We start from the raw sequence: 20,945 nt of genomic DNA, 5'->3' as shown, positions 1-20,945 counted from the left end.
ACAGGCATGCAGGAATGAATGCGCCGAGCTCACGCTCGCCCCGGAAGGCGAAGGGCCAGGGAGCCGAACGGCGCGAGGAGATCCTCGCGGCGGCGCTCAAGCTGTTCACCGAGTTCGGGATCTACGGCGTCTCGACCCGGCAGATCGCCCAGGCGGTCGGCATCTCGCAGCCCACCCTCTACGCTTACTTTCCGACCAAGGACGATATCGGTGGCGAGCTGCAGGACCGCGCCTTCGCCCTGCTGGCCCAGCGGCTGGCGGACAGCGACCGCGGACCGATCGAGACGCTCGACTGTCTGGTGGCGATGCTGCGGATCTATGTCGACTTCGGGCTCGACAATCCGGACATGTACCGCATCGCCTTCATGTCCGAGGGCCAGCAGGTGCGAAAGCTGCTGGCCGAGACCAAGGACCTCGCCATGGCCCCGGCGGTGCAGGCGACCTACGGCGTGCTGCGCGGCGAACTCGCCAAGCTGCAGGCGCTGGGCCTGACCCTCGACCTCGACCTCGAGACCCTGACCCAGTGCGCCTGGTCGGCGATGCACGGCCTGGTCTCGCTGCTGATCGCCAAGCCGAGCTTTCCTTGGGTCGAGCGCGAGCACCTGATCGTCAGCCAGCTGACCATCATCGCGCGCGGCGTCTGGCGCGGCGAGCGCTGATCAGCCCGGCTCGACGATCTCGAGCCTCGGCAAGCCGTCGACCTCGAGCCTGATCTGGCCGCGGCCCGGCCGCGCCAGGCGGATCGGAGCGCCCTTTTCGTCCAGTCGCCGCCGCAGCAGGATCAGCCGGGTTTCCAGGTTGTCCTTCAGCTCGGGCAATCTGAGCGCGGTCTCCAGCCGGATCTCGCGATTGGTGAAGTCGCGGCGGCCGGTCTCGGCGAACACCCGCAGGAAGTGGAACAGCAGCCGCCCGGGCACGCCCTTGATCAGATAGGCGTCGTCCAGGAACAGGCTGTCGTCGTGGACGAAGTACTTCACTCGCACGTCCGCGCCCAGCGGCGCCGGCTCGGCCTTGGCGGCGGCGACCCCGGCCTCGCGCGCCTCAAGCTCGGCCAGGCGCAGGCTGGCGGCGAGCTGGCCGCCGATCAGGACCAGGGCCTCCTCGTCCGCCGGCCCGAACCTGAAGCGCTCGGCCGACTCCGCGAACAGCACCCCCTGCACCTTTCCGCGGCTGACCATCGGCGCGGCCAGCTGGCTCTGCGGCGCGTCCAGGCCGGGCAGGGGGACGGAGCGTTCGGCGCCCGGCGCCGAGCCGGCCCTCACCGCCGCCGCCATGCGCCGGCCGCGGCTCAGGTCGCTCAGCCGCACCGCCTGCCCGCTGGCCGCCGCGATGCCGATGGCCCCCTCGCCGAGCGCCACCTCGGACCCCGCGCCGCCCTGGGCGTAGCCGCGGCTGGCGATCGTCGTCAGCCGCCCGCCGTCATCGTCGAGCGTCAGCAGCATGGCGTTGGCGAAGCCGAACGCGCCCTCCAGCCCGTCGATCGCGGCGTCGATCATCGCCTCGGCGTCCGATTGGGCGGCGATGGCCGCGGCGACCTTGGCGGCCAGGGCCAGGCGGTCCTGCGCGTCGGCCGTCGCGGGCGCTTGCGTCGAGGGCCCGGGGATCGCCCGGCAGTCTCGCACCCGGTAGAGCTCGGCGCTGCGCAGCACCATCGCCTCGCCGACGCCATGCTGCGAACTGATGGCGGTCAACTGCGCGGACATCTTGGCGAACACCGGCCCCTCGGTCAGCGAGGCCCGGTGCTCGACGTCGAGCGCGAACTGCTCGCCGGTCCGACCGCTGACCACCAGCACATGCGCCCGGCCGGTCGCCGCGACATTGGCCGCGGTCTTGGAGAAGAACTGGTTCGACAGCGCCACGTGCTCGTCGTCCACCAGGTAGACCTGCGACAGGTATGAGACGTTCGGCAGGCCGGCGGCGTCCAGGGTGGCGATGATCGACGGGATCACCCCCTCGAAGCAGTCGCGGATGCCGGCCAGGGCGACCTTCATGCGTCGCGGTCCGGCAGGCGCTCGCCGGCGTGCGGTCCCGGCGTCTGGCTGAAGGCCATGGTCGGCGCCAGGCGCAGGGTCATCAGGTCGCCTCGCCCCAGCCAGTGGGCCATCTGCTGCGGCTGGACGCCCAGCGCCGCGAGCGCCTGCGAGACCTGAGCCGCATAGCGGTCGGCGGCGGCGATGTCCTCGGGGCCTGCCGACGCGATCGAGACCAGCTCGCCCTTCAACTGGAACGTCCGATAGTCGGCCGGCTGGACGAAGGTGAAGGCCAGCGGCGCGCCGGGAACCAGCCCGCTCAGCGCCTCGCCCCACTGGGCCGCGGGGGTGAAGATGTCCAAGGTCTCGCCGCCCGGCGACGGGCGCGCGCCCAGCGCCCGCCCCAGCGCCGGCAGGCCCGCGGCGCTCCTGGCCGCGAACACCATCATCACCGGCTCCCGCAACAGGGCCGTCAGTTCCGCATCGATCACGCCAGGTTCCCCTGGCGGGAAAACTAGCTCGATAGCGATGTTTTAGGAACGGCGTTCGCCGCTTAGGAACCATTTAGGATGAGGCGCCCGCGAGCCGGGCCTAGGAGAGCGCCAACAGCCGTCGCGCCGCCTCCAGGCGGCCTAGCCACGAGGCGCTCCATGACCGACCTTCTCACCCTTTCCGCCGCGCGCCGTTGGGACATCTACGGCCCGGTCCACAAGGGGCTGCGCCGCGCGCACGGCGCCATGGCGACGCGCCTCGGCGCGGCCGACTACGGCGCCGACCTGCGCCCGCTGCTCGACGACCTGCGGGCGCATCTGGAGATGGCCGCCCAGCACCTGACGCACGAGGAGGACCATATCCATGCGGCCTTGACCGCCCGCGCGCCGGACGCCGTCGCGGAACTGGGCGAGCAGCACGAGCACCACCGCGCCCGCTTTGCGGCCCTGACCGCCGCCATCGCCCGCCTGGAGCATGGCGAACGCGCCGACCGTCCGGGGCTCGGCCGTCTCCTCTATCTGGAGTTCAGCGCCTACGTGGCCGAGGACTTCCTGCACATGCTGCACGAAGAGACGGTGACCTGGCCGCTGCTCTGCGCCCTGTTCAGCGACGATGAGCTCATGGCCATCGAACAGGCGATCATCGCCTCGCTGTCGCCCGAGGAGACCATCGCGACGATGCGCATGATGCTTCCCGCCATGAACCCGGCCGAGCGCACGGGCCTGCTGACCGGCATGAAGGCGGGAGCCCCGCCCCAGGCCTATGCGGCGGTCATCGAGCACGCCGCGCGGCCGACCCTGCCTCTGTCCGATTTCGCCGAACTGCAGCGGCTGGGCCTGGCCGCCTGAGGCGGCGCTTCCCTCTCCGACACATCCGCGCAACAAATGCTGCGCTCCATGGGCTGGAAAAAAGGGAGGTGACGCCATGTGCGACGACGATATCCACCAGGGCCTGATCGAAGACCCCACCGTTTCGCGCCGTACGTTCGGCCTGATGACAGTCGCTGCGGCCGGCCTGACGGCGGCCAGCGCGCACGCGGCGGTTCCGGTCGTCGAGAAGGACGTCGAGATCAAGACGCCGGACGGTGTCGCCGACGCAGCGCTCTACTATCCCGAGGGCAAGGGCTCCTGGCCCGCCGTGCTGCTCTGGCCTGACGTCGTCAGCCTGCGCCCGGTGTTCCGCGAGATGGGCAAGCGCCTGGCCGCGTCCGGCTACGTGGTGCTGGTTCCCAACCTCTACTATCGGGTCAAGAAGGCGCCAGTGGTCGATGGCGGGTTCAACTTCGCCAACGCCGACGACCGCGCCAAGCTGGCGCCGCTGCGCGCCAGCGTGACGCCGGAAGGGACCGACCGCGACGCCGTCGCCTATCTCGCCTACCTCGACGCCCAGCCGCAGACCGACAAGAACAAGAAGGTCGGGACCCAGGGCTACTGCATGGGCGGTCCGCTGGCCTTCCGCACGGCCGGCGCGGTTCCCGGCCGCGTGGGCGCGGTGGCCAGCTTCCACGGCGGCGGCCTCTTCACCGACGCTCCAACCAGCCCGCACCTGGTGCTGCCCAAGACCCAGGCCGAGTACATGGTCCTGGTCGCCGACAACGACGACAAGCAGGATCCCGCCGCCAAGGAGAAGGTCAAGGGCGCGCTCGACGCCGCCAAGCTGAAGAACCGTGTCGAGGTCTACGAAGGCGCCGCCCACGGTTGGACGGTCAAGGGCAGCCAGGTCTACAACGAGCCGGCGGCGGAGAAGGCCTGGGCCGAGTTGCTCGACCTCTACAAGCGGGCGCTCTAGCGCCGCTTCAGCCTGTCGCGCTCAAGGCGCGTGCGGACTGCCTCGCTGGCTCCCGGCCTGAGCGCAGCCGCACGTCGCCGGGTCGGCCCGCGGGCGACAGCGTCCGGCGCGAAATCGGTTCAAGCCCGGATGTCGCGACCCCGCGCGCCTTCGCGGTCTCGGCGATGAGCTCGAACGGCGTGGCGTCGCGCCCGCCGTCCAGGTGGACCAGCCCTGCGAAATCGGCGCCCGCCAGTGCGATCAGCGCCTGCGCCGCGGCGCTGGCGGTCAGGGTCGTGCGGCGCTCGTCGTCCACGGCGCGCACCCGCTCGCCGTTCGCCAGCCGCTCCAGGGCGATCTGCAGGAAGTCCGGGCGTCCGCCAGGCAGGTCGTTCAGCACCCAACCCAGCCGCGCCACGCCGCCGCCGGCGGCCAGCACCGCGGCCTCGGCCTGCAGCTTCATCGCACCATAGGCGGTGGTCGGTCGCGGCGTGTCGGTCTCCAGATAGGGCTGACCCTTCTCGCCGTCGAAGACCTGGTCGGTGGAGGTGAAGATCAGACTCTTGCCGCGCGTGCGGCACCACTCGGCGATCGCCGCGCTCGCCGCGACATTCAGCCGGCGCGCGTGCTCGGGTTCGCGCTCCACGCGGTCGGGCTTGGAGATCGCCGCCAGATGCATGACCCGCTGGGGTGAGATCGCGTCCAGCAGGGCGGGCAGGGCGGCCGCGTTTGTCAGGTCATGCGCAAGGCTTGCCTGTGCGCCGCTCAGGGACAGGCGCAGCGGCGCGGCGTCGACCAGGCCCGCGCAGACAGCGCCGCCGATCAGGCCCGTCGCCCCGGTGATCAGCCATCGTTCCGACGAAGCGGACTTTGGAATCATGGTGAACGACACCATGCGCCGCCGCCCGCCACAAGTGAGCCGGTGGTGTGATTGTCGGGCCTACAACCTTGCGGCGTGCCAGGCGACGTGATCGCCGACGAAGCTGGTGATGAAGAAGTAGGAGTGGTCGTAGCTCTCCTGCATCCGCAGGGTCAGGGCTGCGCCGCCCTCGGCGGCGGCCGCCTCCAGCAGCTCCGGCTTCAATTGCTCGACCAGGAAATTGTCGCCGCCGCCCTGATCGACCAGGATCTCCCGGCCGCGCGCCTTGCCGCTCGCGATCAGCAGCGTCGAGTCGTGCGCCGCCCAGGCCGCTTCGTCCTCGCCGAGATAGGCGCCCAGCGCCTTGCGCCCCCACGGGCAGCGGGTCGGGGAGGCGATGGGCGCGAAGGCGGAGACCGTCTTGAAAAGCTCCGGATGGCGCAGCGCCAGGGTCAGCGCGCCGTGCCCGCCCATCGAGTGTCCGAACACCCCGCGCCGGCCGCCGTCCAGCGGGAAGGCCGCCTCCGCCGCGGCGATGAGGTCGGCGGTGACATAGGTTTCCATGCGGAAGTGCGGCGCCCACGGCGCCTGGGTGGCGTCGACATAGAAGCCCGCGCCCTGGCCGAGGTCATAGGCCGGGTCGTCGGCCACGCCCTCGCCGCGCGGGCTGGTGTCGGGGGCGACGATCGCCACCCCGGCCTCGGCCGCATGGGCGTAGGCGCCGGCCTTGGTGGTGAAGTTGTCCTCGGTGCAGGTCAGGCCCGACAGCCAGATCAGGTAGGGGACCGGACCGGTCGCCTCGCCCGGAACGAAGACCGAGAACCGCATAGCCGTGCCGGTCGCCGCGCTCTGATGGCGGACATAGCTCAGCGTCCCGCCGTGCACCTTGTGCTGCTGAAGAATTTCGACCGGCATGGGGATCTCCTGACTGACCTGGGTCTATAAGCCCTGATATGACCAGTACGCGAGCCTCCCTGCGCCCACTGACCCCTGCCGACATGCCGAAAGTGGCGGCGTTGCAGACGGTCGCCTTCGCACCGCTGTTCCACGAACCGCAGGACATTCTGGCCAGCCGCCTGACCGTGGCGCCGGCGCTGTGCTGGGCCGCGTTCGAGGGCGAGGAGCTGCTCGCCTACATTCTCAGCCACCCCTGGCCCGCGGCCAGCCCGCCGCCGATCGGCACGACGCTGAGTGCGCCGCCGGCCACAGACAACTGGTTCATCCACGATCTCGCCATCGGTCCGGCCGCGCGTGGCCTGGGCCTCGGTCGTGCGCTGGTCGCCTCGGCCGCGGACGCCGCGCTCGGCGCCGGCCTGGTGCGTGGGGACCTGGTCGCGGTCCAGGGCGCGTGGCGCTTCTGGGAGAAGCTCGGCTACTCACCGGTCGACGATCTGGCCGAGCCTCTGCGCACCAAGGTCGCCGGCTACGGCGAGGACGCGCGCTACATGACCGCGAACATCGCAGAACTTAAGGTCCGCTAGATCGGCGGCGCCTGCCGAGCGGGATCGCACGGGCGTCGATGCCGTCGGGAACTACGGCTTCGCTTGACCATTATCTGCTTCGACGCGGTCTTGGGAGGACGTCATGCTGTCTCGGATCATCCTGGCTTCGGCCGCGCTGCTGGCCCTGTCGGCGCCGGCCCATGCGCAGGATCGCATGGCCCCCAACGCCCAGCTCTTCTCGGCGACGAATTTCCAGGGCCGCACGCTGACCGTGGTGCGCGACATGCCGGTGATCCCGGCCACCTGGTCGCCGCGCAGCATCCGGATGGGCGGCGGCAGTTCATGGGAGGTCTGCGAGCTGCCCAATTTCCGCGGGCGCTGCACGGTGCTCGCCGGTTCCAGCGCCAATCTCCAGACTCAGCTCGGCGTCAGCGGCGTGCGTTCGATCCGGTCCGCCTCGCATGGTGGCGGCGGCGGCGGATCAGGCGGCGGCGGTGGACAGTCGCTGAAGGGGATGGCGGCCGAATTCTTCCCGGCGCCTGAAGTCCGTGGCCGCCGCGTCAATGTCTGTGACCGCGAGGGCGGCAGCGCCGCCTGCATCACCCGCGAGTCCGAGAACTTCTGCAGGTCGATCGGCTACGCCAGCTCCAGGAACGGAGCGGCCCAGACGGTCGGCGGCAGGATCTATCTCGCCGACGTGCTCTGCTCGCGTTGGCAGTAACGCGATCCTGTGCGTCTCGAGTTTCGCAGGCGTAGTCATGTCCGCCTGCGCGACCGCGCCGCCGCCGCCTTCCTCCGGGGGCGGCGGCGCGCTGGTCGGTCCGGTCCCCGAGGGCTAGGTCACACCACTCGGGCGGCGATGCCCACGAACAGGGCCACGCCGGCCAGCATCATGACCCCCGAGATGACCAGCGTCGGTCGGCCCAGTCGGAACTCCTCCGCGCGCTGGAGGTCCTTCAGGGTCATCCAGTAGCTGACGACTCCCAGCACCATCGAGAACGTGCCCATGCCCGCCAGAAACAGTCCCACCTGCTGCGGGCTGTCCGAGCGGGCGACGATGTCCTGCTGCGCGGCGGTCTCCAGGAACTTGTAGATGGTGAAGCTGAAGCTCAGCATCGACAGCGACGTGCGCACCCAGGCCATCAGCGTTCGGTCGGCGGCCATGACGGTGCGCAGGGTGCCAAGGTCTTTCGGCAGTCTTGGGCGGGTGTGCGGCAAGGTCATGAATGCTCGTGGTCCGTAGGCCAGCCAAGCACTCCAACCCGCTCTCCCGACATCGGGTGTTTCCCTGATACGTCCCCAGTATGCACGGGGTCCGCCGGCCCTGGTCAGTTCGCTTCGCCGAACACCTCGCGCGTGGCTTGGGCGAAGCCGCTGGTCCGATGGCGGGCGACGTCGCCTGCATAACAGATGCCGAGCACTCGCCGGGGCGTGAAGCCCCTGAGCCCGACCCGGGCTACCCCAGGATCGCGATAGCTGTCGGGCATGACGGTGATCCCGAGCCCCGCGCGGACCAGGGCCAGCACTTTCTCGTCGCTCGCGCCGCGATAGCTGAAGAACGGCCGCACGCCGCGATCGGTGAAATAGCGGCTGGTCTGGGCCAGCACCTCGCAGTGCCGGCGGACCATCATCACCTCGTCGGCCAGGGCTTCGCCGTCCAGCATCTCGGCGCCGGCCAGGCGGTGGCCGGCGGGCAGGGCCAGGCCATAACCCTCCTCGTGCAGGCGCTCGGCGCCAAAACGATCCGTAGACGGATTGATCGTGGTGAGCGCCACCTCGACGCGGCCGCGATCGAGCAGGCTGATGACTTCGCGCTCCGACCCTTCCAGCAGTTCGAGGCGCTCGGCGCCGGTCGGACGCCGGGCCAGGATCTCCTCGATCAGGGCCGCGGGAATGGTCGACAGCACAGCGACCCGCACCAGTTCGGCGGTCGCCACGCCCGACACGGCCGCCTGGGCCAGATTGAACTCGTGCTCGATGCGCCGGGCATGCACCAGCAGCCGGCTGCCGGCCTCGGTTAAGTGAACTCTGCGGTTGGTGCGGTCGAACAGCCGCGCCTGCAGCTGGGCCTCCAGCTTGGCGATCCCGGCCGACAAGGTGGGCTGGGCGACGTTCTCCCGCGCCGCCGCGCGGCTGAAATTCCCTGTCTCTACAATGGCCAGGAAGTAGCGTAGCAGGTAGCGATCCATGATAGATGGCATCTATCATGTGCATCATGATCATTCAATTTTGTGGATTGTTCATCCGAGCCTAGGTTTGCGAACCTGCTCTTCCTCTCTTCCGTCCGCTAAATCGAGCTCATGACCGGTCCCAGCTTCCAGTTCGGTCTCGGAGAGACCGCCGACGCCATCCGCGAGACCACCGCGCGCTTCGCGGCCGACAAGATCGCGCCGATCGCCGCCCAGGTCGACGCCACCAACACCTTCCCCCGCGAGCTCTGGCCCCAGATGGGCGAGCTTGGCCTGCACGGGATCACGGTCGAGGAGGAGTTCGGCGGCCTCGGCCTCGGCTATCTCGAGCACGTGGTGGCGATGGAGGAGGTGAGCCGCGCCTCGGCCTCGGTCGGCCTATCCTACGGCGCCCACTCCAACCTCTGCGTCAACCAGATCCGCCGCTGGGGCAGCCCCGAGCAGAAGCGCCAGTACCTCCCCAAGCTGATCAGCGGCGAGCACGTCGGCTCGTTGGCCATGAGCGAGGTGGGCTCCGGCTCCGACGTGATCTCGATGCGGACCCACGCCGAGCATCGCGGCGACCGCTACGTCCTCAACGGCACGAAGTTCTGGATCACCAACGCCCCGCACGCCGACACCCTGGTGGTCTACGCCAAGACCTCGCCTGACGAGGGCAGCCGCGGCGTCACCGCCTTCCTGGTCGAGAAGGGCATGAAGGGCTTCAGCGTCTCGCCCAAGCTGGACAAGATGGGCATGCGCGGCTCCGACACCGCCGAACTGGTGTTCGAGGACTGCGAGATCCCGGAAGAGAACGTGCTCGGCCCGCTGAACGGCGGCGCGGGCGTGCTGATGAGCGGCCTCGACTACGAACGCGCCGTCCTCGCCGCCGGGCCGCTCGGCATCATGCAGGCCTGCCTCGACGTGGTCCTGCCCTATGTCCGCGAGCGCAAGCAGTTCGGCAAGCCGATCGGCTCGTTCCAGCTGATGCAGGGCAAGATCGCCGACATGTACGTCGCCCTGAACTCGGCCCGCACCTATGTCTACGCCGTGGCCAAGGCTTGCGACGCCGGGCTCACCACCCGCTTCGACGCCGCCGGCGCGATCCTGCTGGCCTCCGAGAACGCGGTGAAGGTCAGCCTGGAGGCTGTGCAGGCCCTCGGCGGCGCCGGCTACACCAAGGAGTTCCCGGTGGAACGCCTGGTCCGCGACGCCAAGCTCTACGACATCGGCGCCGGCACCAACGAGATCCGCCGCTTCCTCATCGGCCGGGAGCTGCTGGGCGCATGACCAAACTCGCCACCTCCGTCGATAAGGCCAGCGCGGCTTTCCAGGCCAACGACACCCACAACCGCGCCCTGGCCGCGGAACTGGCCGAGCGCACCGCCCACGCCGCGCTCGGCGGGCCCGAGCCGTCGCGTCAGCGTCACGCCTCGCGCGGCAAGCTGCTGCCGCGCCAGCGGGTCGAGCGGTTGCTCGATCCCGGCTCGCCGTTCCTGGAGGTCGGCGCGCTCGCCGCCCACGGCGTCTACAAGGACGAAGCCCCCGGCGCCGGCATCATCACCGGCATCGGCCGCGTCTGCGGCCGCGAGGTGATGATCGTCGCCAACGACGCGACGGTGAAGGGCGGGGCCTACTTCCCGACCACGGTGAAGAAGCATCTGCGGGCGCAGGAGATCGCCATGCAGAACCGCCTGCCGTGCGTCTACCTGGTCGATAGCGGCGGCGCGAACCTGCCCCACCAGGCCGAGGTCTTTCCCGACCGCGACCACTTCGGCCGCATCTTCTTCAATCAGGCGCGGATGAGCGGCGAGGGCATCCCGCAGATCGCCTGTGTCATGGGCTCGTGCACGGCCGGCGGCGCCTATGTCCCGGCCATGTCCGACGAGACGGTGATCGTCCGCGGCCAGGGCACCATCTTCCTCGGCGGCCCGCCGCTGGTGAAGGCCGCCACCGGCGAGGTGATCAGCGCCGAGGAGCTGGGCGGCGCCGACACCCACGGCCGCCGCTCGGGCGTCGTCGACTACGTGGCCGAGGACGACGAGCACGCCCTGACCATCGTCCGCTCCATCGTCGCCAACCTGAACACCAGCAAGCAGGTCGACCAGGACCTGCGCGACCCGCGCCCGCCGGCCTACGATCCGGCCGAGCTGTACGGCATCGTCCCCACCGACGTGCGCGCGCCCTACGACGTGCGCGAGGTCATCGCCCGCATCGTCGACGGCTCGGACTTCGACGAATTCAAGGCCCTCTACGGCACGACCTTGGTCTGCGGCTTCGCCCGCATCTGGGGCCAGCCAGTGGCGATCCTCGCCAACAACGGCGTGCTGTTCTCCGAAAGCGCGCTGAAGGGCGCGCACTTCATCGAGCTGGCCTGCAAGCGCAAGATCCCGCTGGTCTTCCTGCAGAACATCTCCGGCTTCATGGTCGGCGGAAAGTACGAGGCCGGCGGCATCGCCAAGGACGGCGCCAAGCTGGTCACCGCCGTCGCCAGCGCCGAGGTGCCCAAGTTCACCGTGCTGATCGGCGGCTCGTTCGGGGCCGGCAACTACGGCATGTGCGGCCGGGCCTATAGCCCACGCTTCCTATGGACCTGGCCCAACAGCCGCATCTCGGTGATGGGCGGCGAGCAGGCCGCCAGCGTGCTGGCCACCGTCCACCGCGACGCCGACAAGTGGACTCCGGCCGAGGAGGAAGCCTTCAAGGCCCCGATCCGCGCCCGCTACGAGGACGAGGGCTCGCCCTATTTCGCCACCGCCCGCCTCTGGGACGATGGCATCATCGATCCGGTCCAGACGCGCGACGTCCTGGGTCTCTCCATCTCCGCCGCCCTCAACGCGCCGATCCCGGAAACCCGGTTCGGCGTCTTCCGGATGTGACCATGATCACCAGCATTCTGGTCGCCAATCGCGGCGAGATCGCCTGCCGCGTCTTCCGCACCGCCCAGGCCATGGGCCTGGCCACCGTCGCCGTCTATTCCGAGGCCGACGCCGACGCTCCGCACGTGCGCATGGCCGATCAGGCCGTGCTGATCGGGCCCGCCGCAGCGCGCGAGAGCTACCTGGTCGGTGACAGGATCATCGACGCGGCGCTGGCGACCGGCGCCGACGCCATCCACCCCGGCTACGGCTTCCTCTCCGAGAACGCCGAGTTCGCCGAGGCGGTGGTCGCCGCCGGCCTGACCTGGATCGGCCCCCCGCCGGCCGCGATCCGCGCCATGGGCCTGAAGGACGCCGCCAAGTTGCTGATGGCCAATGCCGGCGTGCCGGTGACGCCCGGCTATCTCGGCGAAGACCAGACCCCCGCGCGGCTCCAGGCCGAGGCCGACAAGATCGGCTACCCCGTGCTGATCAAGGCCGTCGCCGGCGGCGGCGGCAAGGGCATGCGCAAGGTCGATCATGCCGAGGCGTTCGCCGCCGCCCTGACCTCCTGCCAGCGCGAGGCCGCCGCCTCGTTCGGCGACGACCGGGTGCTGCTGGAGACCTACGTCACCCGCCCGCGCCACATCGAGGTGCAGGTGTTCGGTGACAGCCAGGGCCAGGTCGTCCACCTCTATGAGCGCGACTGCTCGCTGCAGCGCCGCCACCAGAAGGTCATCGAGGAAGCCCCCGCGCCGGGCATGAGCGACGCCGCCCGCGCCGCTGTCACCAGCGCCGCCGTCAAGGCCGCCCAGGCCGTCGGCTATGTCGGCGCGGGCACCGTCGAGTTCATCGCCGACGCCAGCGACGGCCTCAAGCCCGACCGCATCTGGTTCATGGAGATGAACACCCGTCTGCAGGTCGAGCACCCCGTCACCGAGGCGGTCACCGGCGTCGACCTGGTCGAATGGCAGATCCGCGTCGCCGCCGGCGAGCCGCTGCCCCTCGCGCAGGAGGACATCGTCCTGACGGGCCACGCCATGGAAGCGCGCCTCTACGCCGAGAACCCGGCCGGCGGCTTCCTGCCCTCGATCGGCCTGCTGGAGCACTTCAAGCTCCCCGAGGATCTGGTCCGCGTGGACACCGGCGTGGAGGAGGGCGGCGAGGTCTCGCCCTTCTACGACCCGATGATCGCCAAGCTGATCGCCCACGCCCCGACCCGCGAGGGCGCCTCCGACCTGCTGGCCCAGGCCTGCAGCGAGGTCGAGGTCTGGCCGGTCAAGACCAACGCCGGCTTCCTGGCCCGCTGCCTCGACCATCCGGACTTCATCGAGGGCGACGTCGACACGGGCTTCATCGAGGCGCGGCTGGACGCCCTGGCCGCCCAGCCGGCGCCCTCAGACGTCGCGCTCGCCTCGGCGGCCATGGCCCTGACCGTGGACGAGGAAGGCGTGGCTCCGACCGACCCCTGGGCCGGCCTCACGGGCTTTCGGCTCAACGCCCCGCCGCTGGCCTCCATGCGGCTCTATCTGGGCGACCAGGGCTTCGATGCGCCGCTCTACTCGGACGACGTGCCAGGCGACGTGCTGTTGACCGAAGACGGCGAGGTCGTGGTCTTCGACGCCGGCGAGACCTTCACCCTGACCCCGCGCCCGCCGGTCAAGGACGCGGCCCACGGTGGCGGCGGCGACGGCGCCGTCCGCGCCCCTATGCCGGGCAAGGTCGTGGCGATCGCCGTGTCGGTCGGCGACACGGTCGTCCGCGGCCAGGCCCTGCTGACCCTCGAGGCCATGAAGATGGAGCACGCCCTCGGCGCGCCCTTCGACGGCGAGGTGGAATCGCTGTCGGTTTCCGTGGGCGACCAGGTCAGCGAGGGGGTGACATTGGCCAAGCTCGTCACCACCTAGGTCCATTGAACCTGGACTGTGTCGTACGAGGAGGCGGCCATGCACGAGGTGGCTTCCATCGACGACTATGTCCGGCTGATGCTGGAAGAGGCGCGGTTGCCGTTCGGCTGCGCCAGCGTCGACGTGATCGGCCACGGCCAGTCGGGCGACCTGATCGCCACGGTCGGCGCCTGCGTCGTCAAGTTCGCCCCCGGCGACCATCCGGGCAGCGCCGAGACCCTGGCCCGCGAGGGCGAGGTCGTGCGCTGGCTCGGCGGGCGCGTGCGCGTCGCCGCCACCCTGTGGAGCGGCGCCTTCGACGGCGGCTTCTGCCTGATCAGCGAGCGCCTGCACGGCCAGGCGGTCTCGCACGTGGCGCCGCACGACGCCGCCGACGCCCTGGCCGCCACGGTCGATCTGCTGGCCCGGCTGCACGCCCTCGACGCGGAGGGTTGTCCCTTCGACATGAGCCTTTCCGCCAAGTTCGCCCTGGCCGAGCGCCGCGTCGCCGACGGCCTCGTGGACGAGGAGGACTTCGACGCCGAGCGCCTCGGCTGGACCGCGCGCCAGGCCCTCGACCGCGCCATCGCCGCCCGCCCGGCGGCCGAGCGCCTGGTCCTGACCCACGGCGACGCCAGCCTGCCGAACTTCATCTGGAGCCCCGGCCGCCCGGTCGGCATGGTCGACCTTGGCCGCTTCGGCCTGGCCGACCGCTACCAGGACCTCGCCCTCTTCCTGCGTTCGGCGAAGTTCAACCACCCCCACCTCGACGCCGCCGCCATCCTGCGCGAGCGCTATCCGCTCAGCGCCGTCGACGAAGCCGCCTGCGCCTTCTACCGGCTGATGGACGAGTTCTTCTGAGGGGCGGAGTGTCGGTAGGCGTTGCTATTGTTAGTGGACCCCATCGTAGTGGCGGTCGTCGTGAGCTCTGAATCGCATAGCCCCCTCGGTCTCCGACCAGCCCTTGGCGAGATCGGCGGCCGCCTTGGCGCCATCGCGCAGCAGCAGACCCTCGATCTCGTCACACGGCGTCGTCGCGGCGCGGACGCAGACCACCGGGCCGGCGGGCAGCGGGTCTGAACGCCAGAGCTCGACGAGGCCGGCGGCGGCCTGGGGGTTGTCGGCTTTCAACTTGCGCCAGGGTTCCTCGGCGAAGGCGGCGAGGTCGGCGTCGCCGGCCTGCAGCGCGGCCAGCGCCGCCTCGTGGGTGCCGGCCTGATGGACCTCCTTGAAGCGATCCGGCGTGAGGCCAACCTCGCGCAGCGCGCCGGCCTGAACCAATGCCCCGGAGGTCGAGCCCGGCAGGACCTCGGCGTAGCGCAGGCCCGCCGCCTTGGCCGGCAGGTCGCGCATCGCGGCGACCCCGGCGTTACGCCGCGCGACCAGCACGCCGCGATAGCGCCCGGCGGTCGCGGGCGGCACGTCCAGCACCGCCACCGCCTGCACCTTCGGGTCGGATTGCACCGCCAGATAGGCGGCGAGATTGGTCATGGCGACGTCGACCTCGCCGGCCCGGATCGAGGCGGCCAGGGCGTCGGGAGTGGCTAAGAGGACAACTTGAGTCTCGCGCCCCAGCGCCTGCCCCAGCTGCTTGGCCATGGGCTCCAACGCCGCGGCGCGGTCGTATTTTGGATAGGCGTAGGTCGCCACCTTCAGCGGCGGCGCGCCGGTGGCCAGTTGCGCGGCGAGCAGGAGTGCGATCATGCGCGCCGCGCCCGCCCCCTAGAACACCACCACGCTTCTGATGCTCTCACCCGCGTGCATCAGGTCGAAGGCCTTGTTGATGTCTTCGAGCGGCATGACGTGGGTGATCATCGGGTCGATCTGGATCTTCCCTTCCATGTACCAGTCGACGATCTTCGGCACGTCGGTGCGGCCGCGGGCGCCGCCGAAGGCCGAGCCTTTCCAGACGCGGCCGGTGACCAGCTGGAACGGGCGGGTGGAGATCTCCTTGCCGGCCTCGGCCACGCCGATGATCACGCTCTCGCCCCAGCCGCGATGGCAGGCTTCCAGCGCCTGGCGCATGACGTTGGTGTTGCCGGTGCAGTCGAAGGTGTAGTCCGCGCCGCCGTCGGTCAGGGCGACCAGATGCTGCACGATGTCGGCGCCGCCGATGTCGGTGGGATTGACGAAGTGGGTCATGCCGAACTTGCGGCCCCACGCTTCGCGGTCGGGATTGATGTCGACGCCGATGATCATGTCGGCGCCCACCATCTTCAGGCCCTGGATCACGTTGAGGCCGATGCCGCCGAGGCCGAAGACGACGGCGTTGGAGCCCGGCTCGACGCCGGCGGTGTTGACCACCGCGCCGACCCCGGTGGTGACGCCGCAGCCGATGTAGCAGGCCTTGTCGAACGGCGCGTCGGGCCGGATCTTGGCCACCGCGATCTCGGGCAGCACGGTGAAGTTCGAGAAGGTCGAGCAGCCCATGTAGTGGGCGATCGCCTGGCCCTTGTAGGAGAAGCGGCTGGTGCCGTCCGGCATCTGGCCCTTGCCCTGCGTGCCGCGGATTGCGGTGCAGAGGTTGGTCTTGCGGCTCAGGCAGCTTTTGCACTGGCGGCATTCGGGCGTGTAGAGCGGGATCACGTGGTCGCCGGGCTTGACGCTGGTGACGCCGGGACCGACTTCGACCACCACGCCCGCGCCTTCGTGGCCCAGGATCGAGGGGAAGATGCCCTCAGAGTCCAGACCGTCCAGGGTGTAGGCGTCGGTGTGGCAGATGCCGGTGGCCTTGATCTCGACCAGCACCTCGAACGCCTTGGGACCTTCCAGGTCGACCTCGACGATTTCCAGCGGCTTCTTGGCTTCGAAGGCGACGGCGGCGCGGGTCTTCATGGCGTCCTCATGGGTTGGTTTCGATTCGGCGCACCAGACGGCAGAGGGCGCGTCAAAGCAAGATTCCACGGCCCACAAACTGTCATCCCGGTTTCGGCGCAGCCGAAGACCGGGACCCATTCGTTCCGTCATTGCGGAGGGCGCGCGCCCGGGCCGCATCCTGATCCACCTGGTGTTCATGGGTCCCGGTCTTGCTTCGCAAACCGGGATGACACCCTTTGAATTAAGCTCAGCGTGAACTGCGCCGGGCGTCCACCGGCCAGGTTTCCGACGACCCGTCCTCGTCCACCACGAGCAGCGCGTCATAGAGGTTGATGGTCGGGTCGATATGCCCCGGCTGCAGCCAGACGACGTCGCCGACCTTCGGCGCGTCGGCCGGCCAGGCGATGGCGGCGTCCTCGTCGGCGGCGCTGATCGCGCCGGCGAAGTCGGCGCCGGCCGCCTTGACCACGCCCATCATCGCCGGATGGAACAGGGCCGAATGCTCGTCGCCCATCGGCCGCCAGCGGGTTCCCTGCGGCGCCCCGGCCACCACGCGCGCGGGCGGGCCGTCGACCGAGTGCGCCTTGAGCCCAGAGTCGCAGACCACGTGGGTCTTGTGACGGGCCGAGACCACGCTGGTGGCGATGAACAGCGCCTGGCGGAAGGGCCAGGCCTGGCCGTCGATGGCGCCGCAGTCCTCGTACTCGACGTCCATGAACACGTAGGAGCCGGCCTGGATCTCGTTGAACACGCCGCTGGCCAGATCCTCGACATAGGTGCCGGTGCCGCCGCCGGTGACCAGCTCGGGCTTGAGGTCTGCCTCGGTCAGCTCGCCGACCAGGGCGCCCAGCCGTTGGCGGGTCACCTGGCAGGCGCCGCGCCGCGCCTCCAGGTCGGCCAGGTGCTGCAGGTGGCCGAGATAGGCCTGGATCCCGCGGTAGCGCAGGCCCGGCGTCTGGCTGGCCAGGCGGGCGAGGGCGGCGACCTGCTCGGGCGGAACGCCGGTGCGGTGGGTGCCCAGGTCGATGTCGACCACCAGGCCGACGGTGGTTCCGGCCGCCTGCGCCGCCGCGCCCAGCCGCGCGATCTGGTCCGCATCGTCGGCGACGACCGCGATGTTGACGCCCGACCTGGCGATGGCGGCGACCACATCCGCGCCCCAGGGCGCCGGCGGCGAAGTGACCAGCAGGTCGCTCACGCCCGCAGCTGCATAAGCCTGCGCCTCGCCCACCGTCTGGCAGCAGAGGCCGACCGCGCCCAGCTCGACCTGGCGGCGGCCCAGCGTCGTGCACTTGTGCATCTTGCCGTGGGCTCGCAGCGCGACCCCGGCGGCGGCGCATGCGCCCTGCATGGCCGCCAGGTTCGCCTCCAACGCCGATCGCCGCACGACCAGGGCCGGCGTCACGGGAGGTTGGAACGAGAGTAGGGGGCCCAAGGTGTCGGTCACGGTTTCCTCGCCGGCGAATGGACGATGAGCTGGACTTCTACGAGTCCGGTCTCACCCAGAAGCCCGGTCGTACCAACCGCGGTCCAGGCTGGATAGGGCGCCTTCAGGTATTCGCCGACCACCTCCTCGAAGGCCGCGAACTGCTGGTCCTTGGTCCCGGCGAAGTTGGGGCCGTCCCAGACGTGGAAGCTGTTGATCATCGCCACGTCGGCGAAGGTCGCGCCAGAAGCGGTCAGGGTGGCTTTAAGCTGCTCGAAACCGCGCCGGGCCTGGGCCTTGAAGGCGGCCGCGTCATTGCCCTCGCCTGGCGCGCGGAACACCACCACGCCGGAGACGTAGAGCGTGTCGCCGGCCCGGCGGGCGGCGGCGTACCGCCACTCGTCGTGGGCCTTCTTGGCGCCGGCGCTGGGCAGGATCACCTCCCCGCCGGGGGCGGGGAGGCGGAGTGGAAACTCCTGGGCCGAGGCCGGGCCGGCGGTCAGCAGGAGGAAGGCTAGGATCAGGGCGCGCATGGGGCTCTCGTCTGGATTCTGGAGCTTCCGACGAGCGCCCCGATCGCGCCAGGGGCAAAGCGTTGGTCGACCAGCGCCCTCCTGCGGCCGACCAACAGCGCTATTTCTTCGGCTTGGCGGCCTGGACCTCGATCTCGACCATCATGCCCGGCGCCACCAGGGCGGCGACCTGGCTGGTGATGCGCGCGGTCTTGTTGGGCTGGGTCTCGTTTGCGTAGAACTGCCGGTAGCCCTCCATCATGCCGGCGAAATCCATCGCCCCGCCCTTGGCTGGGTCGCCGACCAGCAGCACCCGCATCATGAACACGTCGCCGTGGGTCAGGCCCTCGGCCTTCAGAATGTCCTCGATGCGCTTCAGGACGCCGATGGTCTGGGTCTTGGTGTCGCCGAACTCCGGCGGCGTGCCGGCCGGGGCCCCGGCGTTCAGCGCCGGCGGCGTGATGCCGCTGACGTACATGATGTCGGTTCCGGCCGGCACCACGGCCGCCTGCAGGATCGGCGAGGTCGGGGCCCCGATCCGCTTGACCTGGGCGGCGGCGGGCGTGGCGGCGGCCAGCGCCAGCAGGGCCGCCGGCAGGATGAATTTTCGCATGAATGACAGTTCCTATGACTGAGCTTGGCTATTGGGCAGGCAATGACAGTGCGGATCAAGCCGCCGCGCGCGACTCCACCAGTGCCCGTTCTTTCACTTGTTCGTTGAGGGACGCGATCGTGCGTTGCGCCGAATAGACCGCGCCTTCCTGCCAACCGGGCGTCTGGCTGAGGTGGGCGCCTGAGAAATGCACACGCCCGTGCGGCTGGTTCAGCAGCCGGTACTCGGGCGAATCGAAGTGCCCCTCCTGCACGCCGCCGCGTTCGCCCCAGCGCGGCCAGGGTCCCATGTTGTAGGGGATCTTGCTCCAGTTCACGACGACCGGGTTGGTCAGCTCGCCCTCGTGGCCGGGGTGCAGCTTGCCGACCACGCTACGGGCCACCGCGATCTGCTCGGCCAGGGGGCGCTTGGCGAAGCCCTCCGCGCGGCCGCCCGAGCCATAGCAGGCGAGCAGCATGCCGCGTTCGGTGTGCAGGCCGTTGGACGGATACCAGATCAGGCTGGTCTCGCCGCCGACGAACGAGATGCCGCCGTAGATCTGCTCCTTCTCCCAGAAGCGCGGCGCGTCGAAGCCGATCTTGTTGGAGAAGTCGTTGGGCACCGAGGCGATGGCGCCTTTCACGTCCTTGGCGAAGTTGTTGTCGATCTTGGCCAGCAGGGCCAGCGGCAAGGTGATGATCGTATAGTCGCCCTCGACCGCCTGGCTCTTGCCGCTGATGCGGTCGCGATAGGTGATCTTCACGCCCTTGCCGTCGGCGCGGATCTGCGTGACCTCGGCGTTCCTGATCACCGGGCTGCGGATGGCCCGCTCGAAGCCGGCGATGATCTGGTCCATGCCGCCGACCGGCTGGAACATCGTCGCCTGCATGTTGATATTGTCCTCGAACAGGGTCGCCCCGATCTGAGGATGGTTGATCAGGTCGCGGAACGCCGCCGGATCGCGGGCTTTGGCGAACTGGTCGGCCGCGCCGGGGGCCTGCAGCAGGCCCGACCGCTCGGTGCCTTTGAACGCCATGTCCTCGCCCAGGTCGCCATAGGCCTTCAGGAACGGGAGCAGCTTCTCCTTGTCCTCAAGCGAGAGGTCCTGGTCGAGCGCGCCCTTGTTCACCGCCTTGGCCAGCAGCTCGGAGATGTAGCCGCGGGTGTCGTTGACCCCCTGCCGCATCTGCAGCTTCTTGCCGCCGTCGGCCCAGAGGTAGGCGCTGCGGCTGGAATTGATCTCCACCTCCAGCGGCACGCCCAGCTTGCTGCAGTAGGACAGCAGCCCCTGGTGATGGCTGGGGATCCGCGCGGGTCCCGCGTTCATGTAGAGGCCATCGGCGAAGCGCACGGTCTGCGTCTCCTCGCCGACCATCTCCACCTTGTCGCCGCCGCGCAGCGTCCAGTTGCGCCCGCCCAGCCGCTCGCGCGCCTCCAGCAGCGTCACCGTGTAGCCGGCCCGCTCCAGTTCGTAGGCCGCCACCAGGCCGGCGACGCCGCCGCCCAGGATGACCACCCGCTTGCCGCGCCCGGCGTCCGCGGCCATCGCCGGCGTCGCCGCCGACGCCACCGCGCCCATCAGGCCCAAGGTCCGCATCGCCGAATAGGTCGCGCCGTATCCCCCGGTCGCGCCCAAACGATGCAGAAATAAACGCCGACTGATCCCCATCTCTCGAATTCCCCGATCAACCACCAAGGCGTTCATGACCGGCCCGCTCGCGCGGCGGTTCAAGCTCGGGTGGGGGAGGGGCCCGCGTCCGTCGTTCGCCTGTTCAATCGGGCGGCGCCGCGGGCCTCAATATTCCGCATCCGGAACACTGTCCGAATTGGGCCGAAAACCTAGCGCCCAGGTGCTGATTAAAATGAAGCGGGGCGATGACTGATCGTCGTGCAGCGGTTCACGCATTCGCCACTTCGGTCATCGACCCTCATTGACAGTCTAAACCTGCCGCGTGGAGCCTTCGGGTGTCGCGACGGGAAAAACTCCTGGGCGACGCCAGTAACCGCAAGACAAGAAACAAAAGCGCGTTCGAGGAAACAAACAGGAACCGGGCATCTCACCTTCGTGGAGAGTGTCTGAGATGTGCCTGCGTACCTATTGCGTAAGTCGTGTCGACCCAGACGAGCCGCCGCCTCCGGCGTCGGCCTCCTCGACG

21 protein-coding genes are annotated in these 20,945 nt (G+C 69.8%); 9 read left to right on the top strand and 12 right to left on the bottom strand.

Annotated features, from left to right (window positions below):
* Positions 1–14: 14 nt before the first annotated feature.
* Positions 15–659, top strand: coding sequence for a TetR/AcrR family transcriptional regulator (locus tag ASC79_RS13370; RefSeq protein ID WP_056017112.1), 645 nt, complete (start codon positions 15–17; stop codon positions 657–659).
* Here the strand turns inward: ASC79_RS13370 and ASC79_RS13365 are convergent, their stop codons facing one another.
* Both ASC79_RS13365 and ASC79_RS13360 read right to left on the bottom strand, forming a co-directional pair.
* Positions 660–1,991: a GAF domain-containing protein gene (locus tag ASC79_RS13365; protein ID WP_056017109.1), complete on the bottom strand. Its 1,332-nt coding sequence runs from the start codon at positions 1,989–1,991 to the stop codon at positions 660–662.
* On the bottom strand, positions 1,988–2,461 hold the full coding sequence (locus tag ASC79_RS13360; RefSeq protein WP_056017107.1) for a hypothetical protein: 474 nt from the start codon (positions 2,459–2,461) through the stop codon (positions 1,988–1,990). The genes ASC79_RS13365 and ASC79_RS13360 overlap by 4 nt, the downstream gene beginning before the upstream one ends.
* 159 nt (positions 2,462–2,620) lie before the next feature.
* Between ASC79_RS13360 and ASC79_RS13355 the strand changes: the two genes are divergently transcribed.
* Positions 2,621–3,310, top strand: coding sequence for a hypothetical protein (locus ASC79_RS13355; RefSeq protein WP_056017104.1), 690 nt, complete (start codon positions 2,621–2,623; stop codon positions 3,308–3,310).
* A 76-nt stretch (positions 3,311–3,386) separates the two neighbouring features.
* Positions 3,387–4,250: a dienelactone hydrolase family protein gene (locus tag ASC79_RS13350; protein WP_056017101.1), complete on the top strand. Its 864-nt coding sequence runs from the start codon at positions 3,387–3,389 to the stop codon at positions 4,248–4,250.
* A 7-nt stretch (positions 4,251–4,257) separates the two neighbouring features.
* Here ASC79_RS13350 and ASC79_RS13345 read toward each other — a convergent pair whose 3' ends face one another.
* Both ASC79_RS13345 and fghA read right to left on the bottom strand, forming a co-directional pair.
* Positions 4,258–5,124 carry a sugar nucleotide-binding protein gene (locus ASC79_RS13345; RefSeq protein ID WP_056017099.1) on the bottom strand — a complete coding sequence of 289 codons (867 nt, stop codon included), beginning with the start codon at positions 5,122–5,124 and terminating at the stop codon, positions 4,258–4,260.
* 45 nt (positions 5,125–5,169) lie between these two features.
* Complete coding sequence (gene fghA, locus ASC79_RS13340; protein WP_056017096.1) at positions 5,170–6,003, bottom strand: S-formylglutathione hydrolase; 834 nt, start codon at positions 6,001–6,003, stop codon at positions 5,170–5,172.
* Positions 6,004–6,041: 38 nt separating this feature from the next.
* On the opposite strand from fghA, the gene ASC79_RS13335 reads away from it, so the two are divergent.
* Both ASC79_RS13335 and ASC79_RS13330 read left to right on the top strand, forming a co-directional pair.
* On the top strand, positions 6,042–6,569 hold the full coding sequence (locus tag ASC79_RS13335; RefSeq protein ID WP_082532103.1) for a GNAT family N-acetyltransferase: 528 nt from the start codon (positions 6,042–6,044) through the stop codon (positions 6,567–6,569).
* A gap of 103 nt (positions 6,570–6,672) precedes the next feature.
* Positions 6,673–7,251, top strand: a complete 579-nt coding sequence (locus ASC79_RS13330) for a beta/gamma crystallin-related protein (protein ID WP_056017086.1) — start codon at positions 6,673–6,675, stop codon at positions 7,249–7,251.
* A 119-nt stretch (positions 7,252–7,370) separates the two neighbouring features.
* Here the strand turns inward: ASC79_RS13330 and ASC79_RS13325 are convergent, their stop codons facing one another.
* Both ASC79_RS13325 and ASC79_RS13320 read right to left on the bottom strand, forming a co-directional pair.
* The gene (locus ASC79_RS13325; RefSeq protein WP_056017083.1) at positions 7,371–7,754 is read right to left on the bottom strand and encodes a YidH family protein; all 384 of its coding nucleotides are present in this window, start codon (positions 7,752–7,754) and stop codon (positions 7,371–7,373) included.
* Between the two features lie 104 nt (positions 7,755–7,858).
* Positions 7,859–8,719: a LysR family transcriptional regulator gene (locus ASC79_RS13320; protein WP_162244293.1), complete on the bottom strand. Its 861-nt coding sequence runs from the start codon at positions 8,717–8,719 to the stop codon at positions 7,859–7,861.
* 111 nt (positions 8,720–8,830) lie between these two features.
* Here ASC79_RS13320 and ASC79_RS13315 point away from each other — a divergent pair, with 111 nt between their 5' ends.
* From ASC79_RS13315 to ASC79_RS13300, 4 genes are read left to right on the top strand one after another with little or no spacing between them, the layout of a single operon-like run.
* Entirely contained in the window at positions 8,831–9,988 is a 1,158-nt protein-coding gene (locus ASC79_RS13315) for an isovaleryl-CoA dehydrogenase (protein WP_056017080.1), read from the top strand.
* On the top strand, positions 9,985–11,577 hold the full coding sequence (locus ASC79_RS13310) for a carboxyl transferase domain-containing protein (protein WP_056017077.1): 1,593 nt from the start codon (positions 9,985–9,987) through the stop codon (positions 11,575–11,577). Before ASC79_RS13315 ends, ASC79_RS13310 begins: the two co-directional genes overlap by 4 nt.
* A 2-nt stretch (positions 11,578–11,579) precedes the next feature.
* Positions 11,580–13,463, top strand: a complete 1,884-nt coding sequence (locus ASC79_RS13305; RefSeq protein ID WP_056017074.1) for an acetyl/propionyl/methylcrotonyl-CoA carboxylase subunit alpha — start codon at positions 11,580–11,582, stop codon at positions 13,461–13,463.
* A 39-nt stretch (positions 13,464–13,502) separates the two neighbouring features.
* Positions 13,503–14,303: an aminoglycoside 3'-phosphotransferase gene (locus tag ASC79_RS13300; protein WP_056826622.1), complete on the top strand. Its 801-nt coding sequence runs from the start codon at positions 13,503–13,505 to the stop codon at positions 14,301–14,303.
* 30 nt (positions 14,304–14,333) lie between these two features.
* On the opposite strand, the gene ASC79_RS13295 is transcribed toward ASC79_RS13300, so the two are convergent.
* The 6 genes from ASC79_RS13295 to ASC79_RS13270 all read right to left on the bottom strand — a co-directional run bounded on the left by ASC79_RS13295 (position 14,334) and on the right by ASC79_RS13270 (position 20,386).
* The gene (locus ASC79_RS13295; RefSeq protein ID WP_056017067.1) at positions 14,334–15,146 is read right to left on the bottom strand and encodes a phosphate/phosphite/phosphonate ABC transporter substrate-binding protein; all 813 of its coding nucleotides are present in this window, start codon (positions 15,144–15,146) and stop codon (positions 14,334–14,336) included.
* Between the two features lie 18 nt (positions 15,147–15,164).
* On the bottom strand, positions 15,165–16,277 hold the full coding sequence (locus ASC79_RS13290) for an S-(hydroxymethyl)glutathione dehydrogenase/class III alcohol dehydrogenase (protein ID WP_056017064.1): 1,113 nt from the start codon (positions 16,275–16,277) through the stop codon (positions 15,165–15,167).
* 229 nt (positions 16,278–16,506) lie between these two features.
* Positions 16,507–17,706: an alanine racemase gene (locus ASC79_RS13285; RefSeq protein WP_082532102.1), complete on the bottom strand. Its 1,200-nt coding sequence runs from the start codon at positions 17,704–17,706 to the stop codon at positions 16,507–16,509.
* Complete coding sequence (locus ASC79_RS13280) at positions 17,703–18,218, bottom strand: Rid family hydrolase (RefSeq protein WP_056017061.1); 516 nt, start codon at positions 18,216–18,218, stop codon at positions 17,703–17,705. The genes ASC79_RS13285 and ASC79_RS13280 overlap by 4 nt, the downstream gene beginning before the upstream one ends.
* A gap of 100 nt (positions 18,219–18,318) precedes the next feature.
* Positions 18,319–18,810 carry a RidA family protein gene (locus tag ASC79_RS13275; protein WP_056017058.1) on the bottom strand — a complete coding sequence of 164 codons (492 nt, stop codon included), beginning with the start codon at positions 18,808–18,810 and terminating at the stop codon, positions 18,319–18,321.
* Between the two features lie 55 nt (positions 18,811–18,865).
* Positions 18,866–20,386: a flavin monoamine oxidase family protein gene (locus ASC79_RS13270; protein ID WP_235528658.1), complete on the bottom strand. Its 1,521-nt coding sequence runs from the start codon at positions 20,384–20,386 to the stop codon at positions 18,866–18,868.
* Between the last annotated feature and the right edge of the window lie 559 nt (positions 20,387–20,945).

The sequence above is a fragment of the Phenylobacterium sp. Root1290 genome (assembly GCF_001425305.1).
GTDB lineage: Bacteria > Pseudomonadota > Alphaproteobacteria > Caulobacterales > Caulobacteraceae > Phenylobacterium.
The sequence above is the reverse complement of the archived record's forward strand: the minus strand, read 5'-3'. Positions and strand labels throughout refer to the sequence as shown.